The 16,811-nt window shown below is 63.3% G+C and carries 16 protein-coding genes and 1 riboswitch; of the genes, 9 read left to right on the plus strand and 7 right to left on the minus strand.

Features of this window, described 5'->3' with window-relative positions:
• Positions 1-34: 34 nt before the first annotated feature.
• Both V7S54_RS10540 and V7S54_RS10545 read right to left on the minus strand, forming a co-directional pair.
• Positions 35-211 (minus strand): CbtB domain-containing protein, encoded by a 177-nt coding sequence (locus V7S54_RS10540; protein WP_057253219.1) that lies wholly within the window; start codon positions 209-211, stop codon positions 35-37.
• Between the two features lie 42 nt (positions 212-253).
• Positions 254-516, minus strand: a riboswitch (cobalamin riboswitch).
• On the minus strand, positions 515-1,207 hold the full coding sequence (locus V7S54_RS10545; RefSeq protein ID WP_065375671.1) for a TetR/AcrR family transcriptional regulator: 693 nt from the start codon (positions 1,205-1,207) through the stop codon (positions 515-517). It overlaps the preceding riboswitch by 2 nt.
• Before the next feature lie 103 nt (positions 1,208-1,310).
• Here V7S54_RS10545 and V7S54_RS10550 point away from each other — a divergent pair, with 103 nt between their 5' ends.
• Positions 1,311-2,141, plus strand: a complete 831-nt coding sequence (locus tag V7S54_RS10550) for an NAD(P)H-binding protein (protein WP_141679479.1) — start codon at positions 1,311-1,313, stop codon at positions 2,139-2,141.
• The gene (locus V7S54_RS10555) at positions 2,138-2,617 is read left to right on the plus strand and encodes an anthrone oxygenase family protein (RefSeq protein ID WP_065375669.1); all 480 of its coding nucleotides are present in this window, start codon (positions 2,138-2,140) and stop codon (positions 2,615-2,617) included. Before V7S54_RS10550 ends, V7S54_RS10555 begins: the two co-directional genes overlap by 4 nt.
• A 68-nt stretch (positions 2,618-2,685) precedes the next feature.
• On the opposite strand, the gene V7S54_RS10560 is transcribed toward V7S54_RS10555, so the two are convergent.
• From V7S54_RS10560 to V7S54_RS10570, 3 genes are read right to left on the minus strand one after another with little or no spacing between them, the layout of a single operon-like run.
• Positions 2,686-3,252, minus strand: a complete 567-nt coding sequence (locus V7S54_RS10560; RefSeq protein WP_065375668.1) for an SRPBCC family protein — start codon at positions 3,250-3,252, stop codon at positions 2,686-2,688.
• Entirely contained in the window at positions 3,249-3,611 is a 363-nt protein-coding gene (locus tag V7S54_RS10565; RefSeq protein ID WP_065375739.1) for an ArsR/SmtB family transcription factor, read from the minus strand. Before V7S54_RS10565 ends, V7S54_RS10560 begins: the two co-directional genes overlap by 4 nt.
• A 50-nt stretch (positions 3,612-3,661) precedes the next feature.
• Complete coding sequence (locus V7S54_RS10570) at positions 3,662-4,477, minus strand: crotonase/enoyl-CoA hydratase family protein (protein ID WP_065375667.1); 816 nt, start codon at positions 4,475-4,477, stop codon at positions 3,662-3,664.
• 83 nt (positions 4,478-4,560) lie between these two features.
• Between V7S54_RS10570 and V7S54_RS10575 the strand changes: the two genes are divergently transcribed.
• On the plus strand, positions 4,561-5,175 hold the full coding sequence (locus V7S54_RS10575; protein WP_065375666.1) for a TetR/AcrR family transcriptional regulator: 615 nt from the start codon (positions 4,561-4,563) through the stop codon (positions 5,173-5,175).
• A 124-nt stretch (positions 5,176-5,299) separates the two neighbouring features.
• Complete coding sequence (locus V7S54_RS10580) at positions 5,300-5,650, plus strand: VOC family protein (RefSeq protein WP_065375665.1); 351 nt, start codon at positions 5,300-5,302, stop codon at positions 5,648-5,650.
• Between the two features lie 46 nt (positions 5,651-5,696).
• Here the strand turns inward: V7S54_RS10580 and V7S54_RS10585 are convergent, their stop codons facing one another.
• Positions 5,697-6,980 (minus strand): cystathionine gamma-synthase family protein, encoded by a 1,284-nt coding sequence (locus V7S54_RS10585; RefSeq protein ID WP_065375664.1) that lies wholly within the window; start codon positions 6,978-6,980, stop codon positions 5,697-5,699.
• A gap of 126 nt (positions 6,981-7,106) precedes the next feature.
• Between V7S54_RS10585 and V7S54_RS10590 the strand changes: the two genes are divergently transcribed.
• The 3 genes from V7S54_RS10590 (at position 7,107) to V7S54_RS10600 (ending at position 10,890) form a co-directional block, all read left to right on the plus strand.
• Complete coding sequence (locus V7S54_RS10590; protein WP_065375663.1) at positions 7,107-7,565, plus strand: Lrp/AsnC family transcriptional regulator; 459 nt, start codon at positions 7,107-7,109, stop codon at positions 7,563-7,565.
• 203 nt (positions 7,566-7,768) lie between these two features.
• Positions 7,769-9,058, plus strand: coding sequence for a mechanosensitive ion channel family protein (locus V7S54_RS10595; RefSeq protein WP_065375662.1), 1,290 nt, complete (start codon positions 7,769-7,771; stop codon positions 9,056-9,058).
• 146 nt (positions 9,059-9,204) lie between these two features.
• Positions 9,205-10,890, plus strand: a complete 1,686-nt coding sequence (locus tag V7S54_RS10600) for an alpha/beta hydrolase (RefSeq protein ID WP_065375661.1) — start codon at positions 9,205-9,207, stop codon at positions 10,888-10,890.
• Here the strand turns inward: V7S54_RS10600 and V7S54_RS10605 are convergent.
• Positions 10,874-11,755: a LysR family transcriptional regulator gene (locus tag V7S54_RS10605; protein WP_065375660.1), complete on the minus strand. Its 882-nt coding sequence runs from the start codon at positions 11,753-11,755 to the stop codon at positions 10,874-10,876. The two genes, V7S54_RS10600 and V7S54_RS10605, sit on opposite strands and share 17 nt — an antisense overlap.
• Before the next feature lie 123 nt (positions 11,756-11,878).
• Here V7S54_RS10605 and V7S54_RS10610 point away from each other — a divergent pair, with 123 nt between their 5' ends.
• Together V7S54_RS10610 and V7S54_RS10615 are read left to right on the plus strand one after the other, a co-directional pair.
• Positions 11,879-14,326, plus strand: a complete 2,448-nt coding sequence (locus tag V7S54_RS10610; protein ID WP_065375659.1) for a GcvT family protein — start codon at positions 11,879-11,881, stop codon at positions 14,324-14,326.
• Entirely contained in the window at positions 14,323-16,770 is a 2,448-nt protein-coding gene (locus V7S54_RS10615) for a GcvT family protein (RefSeq protein ID WP_336408374.1), read from the plus strand. Before V7S54_RS10610 ends, V7S54_RS10615 begins: the two co-directional genes overlap by 4 nt.
• Positions 16,771-16,811 lie beyond the last annotated feature (41 nt).

Genomic DNA, 16,811 nt, shown 5'->3' on the forward strand with positions numbered 1-16,811 from the left:
GATGCGGAACGTTGGTGACGTTCCGGAACATCGCTTAGTGGCAGGGGAAGCCGTAGGAGTGGCGGGTGTCGTGCGCGGTGTCGTGCAGCACGGCCGAATTGGCAAGGCCGGCGCCGAAGACGAGGAATGCGCCGATGAAAAGCGCGATGACGCCAGCGGTCAGACGATCGCTGAGGGAGAGCGGAATGCTCGAAACAGTAGACGTAGCCATGACAACCTCCGTGATGGCATCGGGAAATTCCCGGTGTGGGCCCTATGCCCGTATCGAGTGGCAGGTTTCCTGGCTCACGGCGCTGGGCGGAATGCCCTTGATCTGCCTCGCCTTCCCAGATCGACCACCCTCTCGTGGTCTCCTCCAGTGGCTTCTTCCGGATCACTCCGGAATGGCAGATCGACGTCGCTCTACAGTCGCGGGGTCGGCCGTGATGTGAATGCCCAGCATGGGTCCATCCGTCACGTTCCCGTTTACTCCCGAAACACGTTCGCGTCCCGGGAACCAATCGATCCCAGATGATTAGGAGCGTGTCATGGCGTTGTCAATTGAGCCTGCGCCGCCCGCCGCTTCATCAGCGACAAAATCGCGAAGGATCATCTGCTTGTAGGCCTCGACGATGCGGTCGCCCTCGACGCGATCGACCGAAACGGCAAGCCGCATGGTGCAATCGCCGAGATGCATGATCAGGAAAGCGGCGCTGTCGATGGTTTCGCGCGGCGTTTCGGGCACAAGCCCGGCCCAGACATCGGCAAGCAGTTTGCCGCCGGCGCGGCTTTGCAGAAGATCGATCTCGCGCAGCGCCTTGTCGGCCTGCATCGCCGACCAGATGTCGCGCATCACAGGCTCGGCGAGGAACATGTCGTAATAAATGTCGAAGAGCACACAGAAAGCGTCGCGTAGTTCCGCGAGCGATGTGACCTTGGCAAGTTCGGCAGCGATGCACTCGTTGCACACGGCATTGTAGCGCTCGGCCAGCGTGCGCACGATCGCCGCCTTGTCGGGGAAGTACTGGTAGAGTGAGCCGATCGAAATTCCAGCTTTTTCAGCGACTTCGCTCATGCGCATGGCGTCGCTGCCCTTTTCCTGGATGAGCGCTGTCGCGCAGGCGAGGATGTGCTCGACGCGCTCGCGGCTGCGTTTCTGGCTGGGTGTCCGGCGCAGCGCGGTCTCGTCTTCGGCGGGGACCGCGGATGGGCTTATTTCTGGAATCATGAGTGTTGCTCACATTTTGACTTGACTCTTAAAATACGAGGATTTATCACATTTGCAAATGTGAGAGATGCTCATGTTTATTGGTGAACCTCAGGAGGAAACGATGTCTCAGAAAGTCACACTGGTTTTGGGCGGTACTGGCAAGACGGGGCGGCGGGTGGCCGAACGCCTTCAAGAGCGTGGTGTCGCGGTGCGCATCGGCGCCCGTTCGGCGTCACCGTCCTTCGACTGGACGGATGAGGCGACCTGGGCGCCGGCGCTTGAGAACGTCGATCGTATCTATGTCTGTTACCAACCGGATCTGGCGGTGCCGGGCGCCGTCGAGATCATCCGCAAGTTCTCAAACCTTGCCGTCGGCGCGGGCATCAAGCGGCTGGTGCTTCTGTCGGGGCGCGGCGAGGACGAGGCGGAAGCGGCCGAACGCGAACTGCAGGCTTCCGGCGCCGACTGGACGATCATTCGGGGGAGCTGGTTCTTTGAGAACTTCAACGAAGGCTTCCTGGCCGAGGGGGTCTCAAGCGGTTCGGTCTTCCTGCCCGTGGATACAGTCACCGAGCCTTTCATCAGCTGCGACGACATTGCCGACGTGGCGGTTGAAGCGCTTCTCGACGATCGTCATGTCGGCAAGGTCTATTCGCTGACAGGGCCGCGGCTGATGACCTTTGCCGACGCGGTGGCCGAGATCGCTGCGGCGGCCAATCGCCCGATCTCCTATCAGGCCATTCCGGTTGCCGACTTCGCGGCGCAATTGCAGGCGGACGGTGTGCCTGATGACTATGTCGAACTCATCCGCTATCTCTTCACCTCCGTGCTCGACGGGCGCAATTCCAGTGTGACATCCGACGTCGAGCGCGTGCTTGGGCGCCGGCCGCGCGATTTTGAAACTTACGCCCGGGAGACCGCAGCAACCGGTGTATGGAGTCTTGCCGCATGATCCCGTTTATCCCCGCTCTGGCGTTTGCCGCTGCGATCGGTTCCGGCCTGATGGCCGGGCTGTTCTTCATCTTCTCGGTCTGCATCATGCAAGCCTTGTCGCGGCTGCCGCCGGAGCAGGGGATCGCTGCGATGAACGCGATCAATGTCGTCATCCAGAACCCGATCTTCCTCAGCGCCTTCATGGGCACGGCGCTGCTTGGCCTGGCGCTGATTGTCGTCGCGTTCATTTCGGGCGGCGAGGGCCGATGGCTGCTGGCCGCGGGCGGCCTGGTCTATGTCGTCGGCGTGCTCATCGTGACGATCGTCTTCAACGTGCCGATGAACGACGCGCTTGGGGCCGCTGCACCCGGGCAGGCCGCGACCGATCTGTGGCTTGGGCGCTATCTCACCGATTGGGTCTGGTGGAACCACGTGCGCACCTTCGCCTCGATCGGTTCACTGGCGCTCTTCATCCTCGGTTTCGCCCGCACTTGACAAAAAGCGCCGGCAAGGCGGTCAATCCCTGCCGGTGCACCCTTCTGAGGCCTCGTCATCTCGGGCGGTCAGCGCTTGGGGATGCGCGCGTCGTACTGCTCTTCAAGCTCAGCAAACTTGCTCCAGAAGGCTGAAGGCTGCTCTCCTTCCAAAAGGTCGCGCAACAGGTCGAGATGCACGTGCCAGCCGGCGGAAAAGCTGGTCATGATGCCGCGGTTGGCGATGCGGGTATGGGTGACGATGAGCAGCACCCTGTCGCCGCGCGGGCTGAGCTCGAAGCGGACCTCGGAGGGCGTATCCGTGCCTTCGTCCCAGCTATAGGCGAGCAGGCGCGGTGGCTCCCAGGCGAGCACATGCCCGTGCTTGCGAACCTCGCCGGCGTGATCGGCGTATTTTTTCGGCGGTCGATCATCCTCTGTCGTCAGTTCCGAATGGCGGAAGACGTGTTCGACCGCTGCACCCTCGGAAGAGCCGATCGTTCCCGATGCCATCCAGAGCCGGCGCTTGTTTTCCTCTGTCAGATAGGACCAGACCCGCTCGATCGGGCCGGGAAGCAAGCGTTCGATGCGCACCGCATCGGGGGCGATGACGCGGCCGTAATCGGCGCTGGCAAAGGCTGTGGCAGGCGATGTCATGGCTTTTCCTCCGTATCGTTTTGAACAGTTGCGTCGTCGGCGAGAAGCAGCGCCTCAAGTGCGTCAATGCGCGTTCGCCAGAAGGCTTCGTAGTGGCGCATCCACTCCATACCTGCATGCATCGGCGTTGCATCGAGGCGGCATACATGCGTGCGACCTTTCACTTCGCGGCGCACGAGACCTGCTCCTTCCAGCACCTTGATGTGCTTGGATGCCGCGGCCAGCGAGATCGAAAAGGGGGCCGCAAGCTCACCGACCAGTCTCTCGCCTTGCGAAAGGTTCTGGAGCATGGCGCGGCGCGTCGGATCCGAAAGCGCGTGGAACACGGCATCGAGATGTTCGTTCTCATATTCAACCATGTTGTTGAATATCACTTCGATTGCGAAGATTGTCAACCGTTTGGTTGAATTTAGTAGTAACGCGAGAAGGAACCGTCGCGCGGCGGGTCGTCGTGGACGTGCCGTCCCTTCCAGGCGGCGAGCGCATCGGAGAGATCGTCGGTTGGGACCATCTGGGCGAACTGTTCGCTTTCGACCAGCAGCCCCTCTGCGATCGACATGTTGAGGCCGCGGGTAACCGCAGTGATGATCGAGCGGACGGCAAGCGGGGAATAGCCCATGATGCGGCTGGCCAGGTCGCGGGCGGCGGGCATCAGTTCCTCATGGGCGACGACGTGATTGACGAGTCCCATCTCCAGCGCGCGTTCCGGCGAAAAATCCTCCCCCGTCAACAGCAGTTCGAGTGCGCGCTTGCGGCCGGCAAGCCGCGGCAGGCGCTGGGTGCCGCCGAAGGTCGGCGGCATGCCGAGCTTGATCTCCGGCTTGGCAAAGCGCGACCTGTCGCTGGCGATCGCCAGATGCACGGCCTCGGTGATTTCGCAGCCGCCGCCGTAGGCGAGCCCGTTGACCGCGGCGATGACCGGCTTCGGAAAGGCTTCGAGCCGCGCCGTCAGAAGCTGGCCGCGGCGGACGAAATCGCGCACCGCCGGGTTTACGCCCGCGGCCACGCTTTCCGAGAACTCGGGGATGTCGCCGCCGGCGGAAAAGGCGCGGTCGCCGGCGCCGGTGATGATGACGGCGCCGACGGTGTCGTTCACTTCGATCGTGTCGAGAAGGACCATGAGCCGGTCGATCAGCTCATAGTTCAGCGCGTTGAGCTTCTCCGGGCGGTTGAGAGTGAGGAGGGCGATGCCCTCGGAAATCTGCATCAGTACGGTCTTGGACATAGTCGCTCTCCGGCTAGGGTTGACGGGGAGAGGCTAGGTGAGCGAAGATGAAATGTATATTCACTAGTCGGTATACTTGAGAGATGGCGAAGGCAGAGAAATCGACGCGGGATGTGATCGTCGAAGCGGCGGAAAAGCTCTTTTATGCGGAGGGCATCCGCGCCGTCAGCGTCGATGCCGTGGCCGAAGCGGCGGGCGTGACCAAACGCACGCTCTACTACCATTTCGAAAGCAAGGACGAACTGATCGCCGCCTATCTCGAAGGCCGCGACCAGCCCAATCTCAAGCTTTTCCGGAAGTGGTTCGACACGGCCGAAGGGGAACTGGCCGATAAAGTCGAGGCGATCTTCGTCAACCTGGCGCGGGCGGCACGTCACCCGAAATGGAAGGGCTGCGGCTTCCTGCGCACCTCGGCGGAGCTTGCCAACATGCCGGGCCATCCGGCGATCCGGATCGGTGCCGCCCACAAGAAGAAGTTCGAGGCGTGGATGGCCGAGACTTTTGCCGAAGCCGGCATCGCCGAGTCGGCCATGCTGGCGAAGCAGATCCTGCTTCTGCTCGACGGCAGCTTCGCTGTGGTGCTGCTGCACCGGGATGCCAGCTATATGGAAACGGCGGGCAAGGCGGCGGCGGCGCTGGTGCGCGTGGCGCTTGCCGGTGCGGGCCTGCGACCTCAGGCGGCGGTTGCCACACCCTGAGGCTGTCCGACGATTCCCTCTTCAATCCGGCGTGTTTGGCAGGCAGTATGGCCGCACCGCCGTGAAAACCGACACCTGTGAGCGCTGGAGAACGCTTCGTTGCTCGCCGGATAAGGAAGAACCAATGACCGTCTTGCGTATCGTCTCCAACCTCCACGCTCCGGACCCTCAGATGGCACAAGCCTTTTACGGCGACCTGCTGGAGCTCGACGTGGTGATGGACCATGGCTGGATTCGGACCTTTGCGGCCAAGGGTGCGGCGGCGAAGCCGCAACTGAGCGTCGCCAGCGAGGGCGGCAACAATACGCCCGTGCCGGTGCTTTCGATCGAAGTGGACGACGTCGACCGGACCTATGCGCGCGCCAAGGCAGCGGGTGCGGAGATTGTCTACGACATCACCAACGAACCCTGGGGTGTGCGCCGCTTCTTCATGCGCGACCCGTTCGGCAACATCGTCAATATTCTTTCCCACTGACGTCGCGGTCGCCGTATCGCCTAGCGACCGCTATGTCAGGCAAGCATCAAGCCAGCGACAGGGCGTTCGAAAGATCGGCGACGAGATCGTCCGGATGCTCGATACCGATCGACAGGCGGATGGTCGATTCTAGCACGCCGATGCGGTGGCGCACCTCGATCGGAACGCCGGAATGGGTCATGGCCGCCGGGTGGCTTGCCAGCGATTCCGTGCCGCCGAGGCTGACGGCGAGCTTGAAGATCTGCAGCGCATTGAGGAAGCGGAACGCCGCTTCCTGGCCGCCTGATATGTCGAAGGAGAAGGTCGAGCCGGCGCCGGTGCATTGCGCCCTGAAGGTGCGGCCAACCGGTGAATCCTCGTCATGGAAGGGCAGGTAGTGGATGCGCTCGACCTTCGGGTGCTCGCGCAGGAACTCGGCAACGACGCGGGCATTGTCATCGGCCTTCTGCATGCGCACCGACAGCGTTTCCAGCGACCGGCCGAGCATCCAGCAGGAATGCGGATCGAGTTGGGTGCCGATCGCGCCGCGCAGCGCCTTGACTTGCTTCATCACAGCCTTCGAGCCGAGAGCCGCACCAGCGATGAGGTCGGAATGGCCGCCGACATATTTGGTCAGTGAATAGAGCGAGATGTCGGCGCCGTGTTCGATCGGTCGCTGGAAGACCGGGCCGAGCAGCGTGTTGTCGCAGGCGACCACGGGGGTATGACCCTGCTTCTTGCCGATCTGATCGGCGACGCGGCGGATCATGGCAACATCGACGAGGCTGTTCGTCGGGTTTGCTGGCGTTTCCACGAGAATCACAGAGACGCGGCCCTTCGCCATCGCCTCTTCGGCGGCGGCGCTGACGGCTGCTTCATTGACACCATCGGCAAAGCCGACGGCCGCAACGCCAAGATTGAGGAAGGTTCTGGCAAGCAGCGTCTCGGTGCCGCCATAGAGCGGCTGGCTGTGCAGCACCGCGTCGCCCGGCTTGACGAAGGCAAGCAGGGTGGTGGCGATCGCCGACATGCCCGACGAGAACAGCGCGCAGCTCTCGGTGCGCTCGTAGACGGCGAGGCGATCCTCGACGATCTCGCTGTTCGGATGGTTGAAGCGCGAATAGACGAGACCGGCGCCGACACCCGCCGGCGGCTCCTTCCGACCGGAAACGAAATCGAAGAAATCGCGGCCTTCCTCGGCGGAGCGGAAGACGAAGGTCGAGGTCAGGAACACCGGCGGCTTGACGGCGCCCTCGGACAGTTCCGGATCGTAGCCATAGTTCAGCATCTGCGTTTCGGGATGCAGCTTGTGGTTTCCGATATGGGTCTTGGAGGGATGCGGTGCGGTCATGACTTGTCTCCTGAAGGGAAGCGGACTCGACTGACTGGCAAATTATATCAGATGCTTGGACCGATCCTTGCTATTTCCGGTCCGATGTCTTTGAGTTGCGCAAAGATTTGGCTGAGATGAAAAGATATGGCGCAGAAAATTGCCGACGAGACGGATCGCAGGATTTTGAAGGAACTGGTGGCCGATGCGCGCCTCACCAACAACGAGCTTGCCGAGCGGGTGGGGCTCTCCGCTTCGCCCTGTCTGCGCCGGCTGCGGCGGCTGGAGGAGACCGGCGTCATCCGCGGCTACACGGCACTGGTCGATCCGTCGATCGACGGCTGGACGATGACGGCGATCGCGACCGTCAGGCTCAGTCGCCAGCACGAGGACGAGATCGTGATGTTCGAGGAGGCGGTGCGCGGCTGGGACGAGGTGCTCGAATGCCATCTCGTGACCGGCTCGCGCGACTATGTGCTGAAGGTGATGAGCGCCGGGCTCGAGCACTACGAGCGCTTCATCAAGGAAAAGATCGCCAGGCTCAAATGCGTCGCCTCGATCGAGACGAGCTTCGTCATGAACACGATCAAGGAGCGGCGGGTGTAAAATCCGCCACGCGGTAAACATCTGAAGACGTTTGATTTTCTTCAGCGGTTTGCCGCGGGACGGATGTGCCGGGCATCTCGGCCAAGGGGTTGCGATGCGAGCTCTTCGAGCGACGGCTTTGAAAGTGCCCGGGATGCCCTAGATTCAAGGGATTAGGGCGTCCCCATACGCTCGGTCGGACGCCCGGCTCTCGGAGAGAGACGATGGAACTCGCACCAGCTCTCGACGCCGTCGCTTCCCGGTTGCAGACCGTCCTCCTGAACGAATGGACGTACTATCAACTCGCCATCATTGTCGCCGGCTATCTGATCTGCGGCGTTTTGGCAAAGCGGATCGAGCCACGGGTCGAAGCCCGCGCGCGGACGATCAAGGGAAATCCGGACCTGCTGCGCGTCATCATCGCGTTCATGCGACGGCTGCGCTGGCTCTTCCTGATCGTTTGGCTATGGATTGCCGATGGCATGATATTGCGTTTCGGCTGGCCTTCTTATCGCTGGCTGGTGGCGACAGCGCTGACCCTGACGGCAGCGTGGTTCGTGATTTCCGTGCTCACCCGCATCATCCGCAACCAGACGCTGGCGCGCGTCACCGCCGTCGTGGGCTGGATCTATTTTGCGCTCTATGCGGTCGGGCTTGACCGCGTCATCCTGACGACACTCGACGGCGTTGCCGTCAACCTCGGCGCCGTTCGTTTGTCGCTGTTGCTCGTCCTGAAGGCCGTCGTGCTTTCGTCCGCGCTGATCTGGCTTGCCGTGCTGTTGGGCAACGTCTCGGCGCACTGGATCCAGCGGTCGGCAGAACTCACGCCGTCCTTCAAGGTGCTGATCAGCAAATTGGTCAAGATCGCACTGATCAGCCTTGCCGGCGCAATCGCGCTGTCGGCAACCGGCATTGATTTGACCGCGCTGACGGTTTTTTCGGGCGCGGTCGGCGTCGGCATCGGGTTTGGCCTGCAGAAAGTGGTCTCCAACTTCATCTCCGGCATCATCATCCTGCTCGACAAATCGATAAAGCCAGGCGACACGATCACGCTTGGCGATACCTTCGGTTCCGTGCGCGACCTGCGCTCGCGCTTCGTCTCGGTGATAACCAGAGACGGCAAGGAGTACCTCATTCCCAACGAGGACTTCATTTCGCAGCAGGTGGTGAACTGGTCGTTCTCCAGCGATTTCGTCCGCATCGAGGTGAGTTTCGGAACCTCCTACGACAGCGATCCGCACGAGGTCGCACGCATCGCCATCGAGACCGCGGCATCGCTTCCGCGGGTGGCGAGCAACTACGCACAGCCGGTCTGCTGGATGACAGGGTTCGGATCGTCATCACTCGATTTCAAGCTGAGGTTCTGGATTTCCGATCCGGGCAACGGGCTGACGAACATTCGCGGCCAGGTGATGATGGCGCTGTGGGACGCCTTCAAGGCGGCCGGTATTTCGATCCCATTCCCGCACCGCGAAATCATCATGAAAACACCGATCGAGGTGACCCGCGCGTGAGGGGTGCGACCGTCAGAGTCCAGCTTGCGTCCGTGCGTCTTCCGGTTGCGGCAATTGACTGGACACGTCGGGGAAGCGACATTGCCGCCGGCGGAACGGCCTATGGTCTTCCGGTGACAGTGTCAGCATGAGTGGGGCCCGACGCCATGGAACATCTTCAACAGACGCCGCTGTCGAGGTTGCCGGTGCCACGGTTTCTCTCGACGCTGCTCGCATCGTTTTCGACCACCGGGCTGATCGTCGGCGCCTTCTTCTTCGCGATGTCGCTGACGCCGAGCCTCATCCCGCGTCCCTATGTCGTGCAGGCGGTGATATCAGGCCTGTCGCTTAGCGCCGGCTACGCGATCGGCGTGCTGTTGCGCTGGGTCTGGTCGCTGCTCGACCTGCCGGAAATCCGCGGACGCACCGGGCTGATCGTGAAGGTGGCAGCGGCGCTCGGCTGCATCGCCGTTGCGCTCACCTTTCTCTGGCGCACGGCCTATTGGCAGAACACGGTGCGTCAGATCATGGGGCTCGACCCGGTCGAAAGCGCCGAGCCGTTCAAGCTCGGGCTGATTGCGGCGCTTGTCTTCGTCGCCATCGTACTCTTGGCGCGCCTGTTCCGGCTGACCTTCCGGTTTCTCACCCGTCGTTTCGAGCATGTGCTGACCCGGCCGTTGGCGAAGGTCGCCGGCGTGGTCGCGGCGCTGGCGCTGTTCTGGTCAGCCACCGATGGCGTCATCTTCCGCTTCGCGCTGCATGCGGCGGACAGTTCGTTCCAGCGGCTCGACGCCCTGATCGACCCCGACGTCGCGCCGCCGAGCGATCCCCTGAAGACCGGCAGCAGCGCGTCGTTGATGACCTGGGACGAGCTTGGCCGGCAGGGCCGCCAGTTCATTGCCTCCGGACCGGCGGCAAAGGACATCGGCACGTTTTTTGGCGGCGAGGCGCAGGAACCGTTGCGCGTCTATGCTGGGCTCAATTCGGCCGAGACGGCGAAGGAGCGTGCGAAACTGGCGCTGGAGGAACTGAAGCGTGTCGGCGGTTTCGAACGCGCCAATCTGCTGATAGTGGTGCCGACAGGAACCGGCTGGATCGACCCGCCCGGTCTCGATTCGCTCGAATATCTGCTGAAGGGCGATGTCGCCAGCGTCGCCGTGCAGTATTCCTACCTCACGAGCTGGCTGTCGCTGCTGGTCGAGCCGGAATACGGTGCCGAGACTGCGGACGCACTGTTCGATGCGGTCTATGGCTACTGGACTACCTTGCCGAAGGACAAGCGGCCGAGGCTCTACCTCTACGGCCTCAGCCTCGGCTCGATGAACTCGCAAGGTTCGGTCGATCCCTTCGACATCATCAGCGATCCGTTCCAGGGAGCGCTCTGGGTCGGCTCGCCGTTCCCGACCAAGACCTGGCTGCAGATCACGGGAAATCGCAATCCGGGCTCACCCGAATGGCGGCCGCTCTATCGCGACGGTTCGGTGATCCGTTTCACCAACCAGGAAAACGCGCTTGATATTCCGGGTGCTCGCTGGGGCAATGTGCGCATCGTCTACCTGCAATATGCGAGCGACCCGATCACCTTCTTCGATCCCTATTCCTTCTACCGCGAGCCGGACTGGATGAAGGCGCCGCGCGGCGCCGACGTCTCGCCGGCGCTCCGCTGGTTCCCCGTCGTCACCATGTTCCAGCTGCTCGCCGACATGGCGCTCGCGACGACCTCGCCGATCGGCTACGGCCACGTCTATGCGCCGGAACACTACATCGACGCCTGGATGCAGGTGGTGGCACCGCCCGGTGTGACCGAGGCCGATGTCGAGCGGTTGAAGGCGATGCTCAAGGGCCGTTACTGACCGTCGCCGGCACCGGCAAAGTCGACAGCAGCGCACCCATGGCGCCGATGATCTTGCGGTGCTGGTGCGCGTGGCGTGTTCGAAGGCTGGTGGCGGCATAGACGGTCTGGGCGATGACCGGCGCATCCTGCACCCGATCGGCGAATCCGTCCGCGGCGAGCCGCTCGGCCGTTGCCGCCGTCACATAGGCTGCCCCGCCGAGCGCTGCGAGCAGCCGGGTGATCGCCATGTTCTGGCCGGCGGAGACGAGTGCCGCGGAAAGGTGCGGCAGGGCCAGCCGGTGGGCGCGATCGAAGGTCGGCGAATAGCTTGAGCGGATGTAGCTCTCGGAGCGCACTTCGGCCAGTTCGCGCGCTTCGGTGCTGACCAGCACGTAATGCAGATCGCCGATCCGTTCATAGTAGAGGTCGGGCAGGTAGTGGGGCGTGTAGAGGATCGCCAGATCAAGGTCGCCGGCGCCGAGATCGCGGTTCATCTGGTTGGAGTAATCGGCCTCCATATAGACCTCGGTTGCGGGCAGATCCTGCCTGATCGCGGCCATCCATTCGCCGGCGAAGGCCTCGGCCAGATCATGCTGGATGCCAAGCCGCATCGAGCGTTCCAGTGCACCGGCGCTGGTAACCGCGCGTGTCGCCTCATGCCACTGGTTTTGCAGGGCTTTTGCGTAGTCGAGAAAACGCAGGCCGGCGGCCGTCGGCACGGTGCCGCCCTTGTTGCGGGTGAAGAGCTTGCGGTTGAACTGCGCCTCCAGCGCCTTCACCCGATGCGAGACGGTCGACTGGGTGATGTTCAGCCGCTCGGCGGTGCGGTTGAAGGAGCGGCTTTCCATCAGGTCGAGGAAGGTCTCGATCAGTTCCACCTGCATGCCGTGCACTCCTGTTTCTCTCAGGTCAATCTAATCGAATTCATCGATCAATAAAGCCTGTTTCCGTTGCTTGATGGCGCGCGGCTTCCCCGGCAAGAATTCGCCAAAACGAGGGAACTATTGATGTCGAATTTGCCGTCGCACGCACGGGTCGTGATCATCGGTGGGGGAGCGATCGGCGCCTCCTCGCTCTACCATCTTGCCAAGGCCGGCTGGACCGATTGCGTGCTTCTGGAAAAGAACGAGCTGACGGCGGGCTCGACCTGGCATGCGGCCGGCAACGTGCCGACCTTCTCGTCCTCCTGGTCAATCATGAACATGCAGCGCTATTCGGCGTCGCTCTATCGCGACCTCGGGCAGTTGGTCGATTACCCGATGAACTATCACGTCACCGGCTCGATCCGGCTCGGCCACTCCAAGGAGCGTCTGCAGGAGTTCAAGCGCGTCGTCGGCATGGGCCGCTACCAGGGCATGGATCTCGATATCCTGTCGCCCGACGAGATGCGCGCCCGCTACCCGTTCCTCGAAACGCACGAGCTGACCGGCGCGCTCTACGACCCCTATGATGGCGACATTGACCCGGCGCAGCTGACGCAGGCGCTGGCCAAGGGCGCGCGCGACATGGGCGCGAAGATCATCCGCTTCTGTCCCGTCACGGCGGCGCGCCGCGAAAACGACGAGTGGGTGATCTCCACGCCGCAGGGCGAGATCCGCTGCGAATATGTCGTCAACTCCGCCGGCTACTATGCCCGCGAGGTCGGCAAGATGTTCGGCCGCGACGTGCCGATGATGGTGATGAGCCATCAGTACATCCTGTTCGACGAGATCCCGGAGCTCGCCGCCTGGTCGAAGGAGGCGGGGCACAAGCTGCCGCTGCTCCGTGACGTCGACAGCTCCTACTATCTCCGCCAGGAGAAGAACGGCATGAACCTCGGCCCCTATGAGCGCAACTGCCGCGCCCATTGGACGACGCCTGAGGATCCGATGCCGGAGGATTTCTCCTTCCAGCTCTTCCCCGACGATCTCGATCGGCTGGAGTGGTATCTGAACGACGCCGTCGAACGGGTGCCGATCCTCGGAACGGCCGGGCTTTCGCGGATCATCAACGGCCCGATCCCCTATGCACCCGACGGCAATCCGCTGATCGGCCCGATGCCCGGCGTGCCCAATGCATTCGAGGCCTGCGTCTTCACCTTCGGCATCTGCCAGGCGGGCGGTGCCGGCAAGGTGCTCGCCGAATGGATCACCGAGGGGCAGACCGAGTGGGACATGTGGTCCTGCGATCCGCGCCGCTACACCGACTATACCGACCAGGACTATTGCATCGCCAAGGGCATGGAGATCTACGGCCACGAATACGCGATGCATTTTCCGAAGCATTATTGGCCGGCAGGCCGCGACAGGAAGCTGTCACCGATCCACGACCGCATCGCCGCCCTCGGCGCGCAGTTCAAGCCCTATAACGGCTGGGAGCGCGCCATGTGGTACGCCAAGCCCGGTGACGACACTTCCGAAGAGGCAACGCAGACCTGGGGCCGCGAAGGGCCGTGGGCGAAGCGCATTGAGGAGGAGTGCCTGGCCGTACGTGACGCTGCCGGCATCCTCGACCTGCCGGGCTTCTCGCGCTTCCGGGTGAAGGGCAAGGGCGCGACCGAATGGCTGTCCGGCCTGATCACCGGCCGCGTGCCGAAGCCGGGCCGCATCGGTCTTGCCTATTTCGCCGACGACAAGGGCCGCATCGTCACCGAGATGTCGGTCATGATGATCGACGAGGACTTCTTCTTCCTGATCACCGCCGCGACGGCGCAATGGCACGATTTCGAGTGGCTGACGAAGCACCGGCCGGCCAATGCCGCCTTCACCATCGACGACGTTACGAAGTCGTTTTCCTGCCAGATCCTCACCGGGCCGAAGTCGCGCGACATCCTCGCCGAGGTCTGCGACGCCGATCTCGCCAAGGGCTGGCTCACACACCAGACGGCTGAGATCGCCGGGCGCTACTGCCAGCTGGTGCGCGTCTCCTTTGCCGGCGAACTCGGCTGGGAGATCCACACCAAGGTGGAGGATACGGCCACGATCTTCGACGCCGTCTGGGCCGCCGGCCAGAAGCACGGGTTGAAACCTTTCGGCATGGAGGCGCTCGACAGCCTGCGCATCGAGAAGGGCTACCGCGCCTGGAAGGGCGATCTTTCGACCGACTACACCATTCTGCAGGGCGGGCTCGAACGCTTCGTCGACTGGGGCAAACCCGGCTTCAAGGGCAAGGCGGCGCTGGAGCGCGAGAAACAGCAGGGTGTCAGCAAACGCTTCGTCACGCTGACGGTCGCCGCCGACGGTTGCGACGCGCCCTACATGTCGACGCTCTGGTCGGACGGCCAGGTGGTCGGCGAGACAACCTCGGGCAACTGGGGCTACCGCGTCGGCAAGTCGATCGCGCTCGGCATGTTGCGCGCTGATCTCGCCGTGCCCGGCAAGGAAATCGAGGTCGAGATCTTCGGCGACCGCTTCAAGGCGACGGTCGAGGCGGACCAGCCGCTCTGGGATCCCTCCAATGAAAGACTGCGCGCATGACAAAGCCTATTCCCTCGAAAGCCCGCGCGGTCATTATCGGCGGCGGCGTTTCCGGCTGTTCGGTCGCCTATCATCTGGCCAAGCTCGGCTGGACCGACGTGGTTCTGTTGGAGCGCAAGCAGTTGACATCCGGCACCACTTGGCATGCAGCCGGCCTGATCGGCCAGCTGCGCGCCTCGCAGAACATGACGCGGCTCGCGAAATATTCGGCCGACCTCTACGTCAAGCTCGAGGCCGAGACCGGCATTTCCACCGGCATGCGCCAGAACGGCTCGATCACGGTGGCGCTGACCGAGGAGCGCAAGGAGGAGATCTACCGCCAGGCCTCGTTGGCACGGGCCTTCAACGTCGACGTGCGCGAGATCACGCCCGACGAGGTGAAGGCGATGTATCCGCACCTCAACACCTCGGATGTGAAGGCGGCGGTGCATCTGCCGCTCGACGGCCAGTGCGATCCGGCCAACATCGCCATGGCGCTTGCCAAGGGCGCCCGTCAGAACGGCGCCACGATCATCGAGGGCGTCAAGGTGACGACCGTGCTGAAGAAGGACGGCCGGGTCACCGGCGTCACCTGCGAGCAGAACGGCGAGACCTTCACGATCGAGACCGACAATGTCGTCAACTGTGCCGGCATGTGGGGCCGGGAGTTCGCGCGGCAATCCGGCGTCACCGTGCCGCTGCACGCCTGCGAGCATTTCTACATCGTCACCGAGGCGATCCCGGAGCTCAAGCGCCTGCCGGTGCTGCGCGTGCCGGACGAATGCACCTACTACAAGGAGGATGCCGGCAAGATGCTGATCGGCGCCTTCGAGCTCAAGGCCAAGCCCTGGGGCATGGACGGCATCCGCGAGGATTTCTGCTTCGACCAGTTGCCTGACGATTTCGACCACTTCGCGCCGATCCTCGAGATGGCGGTCAATCGCATGCCGATGCTGGAGACGGCGGGCATCCATACCTTCTTCAACGGTCCGGAGAGCTTCACGCCTGACGACCGCTACTATCTCGGCGAAGCGCCTGAGGTGAAGGGCTACTGGGTGGCAGCCGGCTACAATTCGATCGGCATCGTTTCCTCCGGCGGCGCCGGCATGGCGCTCGCCCAATGGATGAAAGATGGCGAGCCGCCCTTCGATCTCTGGGAGGTGGATATCCGCCGGGCGCAGCCGTTCCAGAAGAACCGCGCCTATCTCAAAGATCGCGTCTCGGAGACGCTCGGCCTGCTCTATGCCGATCACTTCCCCTATCGCCAGATGGCGACGGCGCGCGGCGTGCGCCGTTCGCCGCTGCACGAACACCTGAAAGCGCGCGGCGCCGTCTTCGGCGAAGTCGCCGGCTGGGAGCGCGCCAACTGGTTCGCGAGGGATGGCCAGGAGCGCGAGTACCGCTATTCCTGGAAGCGGCAGAACTGGTTCGAGAACCAGAAGGCCGAGCATCTCGCCGTGCGCAACGGCGTCGGCCTGTTCGACATGACCTCGTTCGGCAAGATCCGGGTGGAGGGGCGAGATGCGCTTTCCTTCCTGCAGCGGCTCTGCGCCAACGAGATGAATGTCGAGCCCGGCCGCATCGTCTATACCCAGATGCTCAACGCCCGCGGCGGCATCGAGAGCGACCTGACGGTGACGCGTCTCTCGGAAACCGCGTTCCTGCTGGTGGTGCCCGGCGCCACGCTGCAGCGCGACCTTGCCTGGCTGCGCAAACATCTCGCCGACGAGTTTGTCGTCATCACCGATGTCGGCGCCGGCGAAAGCGTGCTCTGCGTCATGGGGCCAAAGGCGCGCGAGTTGATGCAGAAGGTGAGCCCCAACGACTTTTCTAACGAGGCCCATCCCTTCGGCACGGCGCGCGAGATCGAAATCGGCATGGGCCTCGCCCGCGCCCACCGCGTCACCTATGTCGGCGAACTCGGCTGGGAACTCTATGTCTCGACCGACCAGGCGGCGCATGTTTTCGAGGCGCTGGAGGCGGCAGGCGAGGGGCTGGGCCTGAAGCTCTGCGGCATCCATACGCTCGACAGCTGCCGCATCGAAAAGGCCTTCCGGCATTTCGGCCACGATATCACCGACGAGGACCATGTGCTCGAAGCCGGTCTCGGCTTTGCGGTCAAAGCCGACAAGGGCGAGTTCATCGGCCGCGAGGCGGTGCTCGCCAAGCACAATCGCGGGCTTTCACGCCGGCTGGTGCAGTTCCGCCTCGCCGATCCCGAGCCGCTGCTCTTCCACAACGAAGCGATCGTGCGCGACGGCAAGATCGTCGGCACGATCACCTCTGGCAATTACGGCCACCACCTCGGCGGCGCCATCGGGCTCGGCTACGTGCCGTCGGAAGGCGAGAGCGCCGACGACGTGCTCGGCTCGCGCTTCGAGATCGAGATCGCCGGGACGCGGGTGAAGGCCGAGGCGTCGCTGAAACCGATGTACGACCCGCGGGCCGAGCGGGTGCGGATGTAGGGCAGGTGGTTGGGATAGGCGTCGGGCAGCGTGTTCGGCGC

It is taken from the genome of Ensifer sp. CCNWLY38 (assembly GCF_037120565.1).
Classification (GTDB): domain Bacteria; phylum Pseudomonadota; class Alphaproteobacteria; order Rhizobiales; family Rhizobiaceae; genus Ensifer; species Ensifer adhaerens_H.

What these genes read in the sequence shown, in the direction of transcription:
- V7S54_RS10590 (WP_065375663.1), top strand. Translation starts at nt 7,107, where the DNA reads ATGGCGCAGAAAATTGCCGACGAGACGGATCGCAGGATTTTGAAGGAA.
- V7S54_RS10580 (WP_065375665.1), top strand. Translation starts at nt 5,300, where the DNA reads ATGACCGTCTTGCGTATCGTCTCCAACCTCCACGCTCCGGACCCTCAG.
- V7S54_RS10550 (WP_141679479.1), top strand. Translation starts at nt 1,311, where the DNA reads ATGTCTCAGAAAGTCACACTGGTTTTGGGCGGTACTGGCAAGACGGGG.
- V7S54_RS10545 (WP_065375671.1), bottom strand. Translation starts at nt 1,207, where the DNA reads ATGATTCCAGAAATAAGCCCATCCGCGGTCCCCGCCGAAGACGAGACC.
- V7S54_RS10595 (WP_065375662.1), top strand. Translation starts at nt 7,769, where the DNA reads ATGGAACTCGCACCAGCTCTCGACGCCGTCGCTTCCCGGTTGCAGACC.
- V7S54_RS10605 (WP_065375660.1), bottom strand. Translation starts at nt 11,755, where the DNA reads ATGCAGGTGGAACTGATCGAGACCTTCCTCGACCTGATGGAAAGCCGC.
- V7S54_RS10610 (WP_065375659.1), top strand. Translation starts at nt 11,879, where the DNA reads ATGTCGAATTTGCCGTCGCACGCACGGGTCGTGATCATCGGTGGGGGA.
- V7S54_RS10575 (WP_065375666.1), top strand. Translation starts at nt 4,561, where the DNA reads ATGGCGAAGGCAGAGAAATCGACGCGGGATGTGATCGTCGAAGCGGCG.
- V7S54_RS10615 (WP_336408374.1), top strand. Translation starts at nt 14,323, where the DNA reads ATGACAAAGCCTATTCCCTCGAAAGCCCGCGCGGTCATTATCGGCGGC.
- V7S54_RS10540 (WP_057253219.1), bottom strand. Translation starts at nt 211, where the DNA reads ATGGCTACGTCTACTGTTTCGAGCATTCCGCTCTCCCTCAGCGATCGT.
- V7S54_RS10585 (WP_065375664.1), bottom strand. Translation starts at nt 6,980, where the DNA reads ATGACCGCACCGCATCCCTCCAAGACCCATATCGGAAACCACAAGCTG.
- V7S54_RS10555 (WP_065375669.1), top strand. Translation starts at nt 2,138, where the DNA reads ATGATCCCGTTTATCCCCGCTCTGGCGTTTGCCGCTGCGATCGGTTCC.
- V7S54_RS10570 (WP_065375667.1), bottom strand. Translation starts at nt 4,477, where the DNA reads ATGTCCAAGACCGTACTGATGCAGATTTCCGAGGGCATCGCCCTCCTC.
- V7S54_RS10600 (WP_065375661.1), top strand. Translation starts at nt 9,205, where the DNA reads ATGGAACATCTTCAACAGACGCCGCTGTCGAGGTTGCCGGTGCCACGG.
- V7S54_RS10560 (WP_065375668.1), bottom strand. Translation starts at nt 3,252, where the DNA reads ATGACATCGCCTGCCACAGCCTTTGCCAGCGCCGATTACGGCCGCGTC.
- V7S54_RS10565 (WP_065375739.1), bottom strand. Translation starts at nt 3,611, where the DNA reads ATGGTTGAATATGAGAACGAACATCTCGATGCCGTGTTCCACGCGCTT.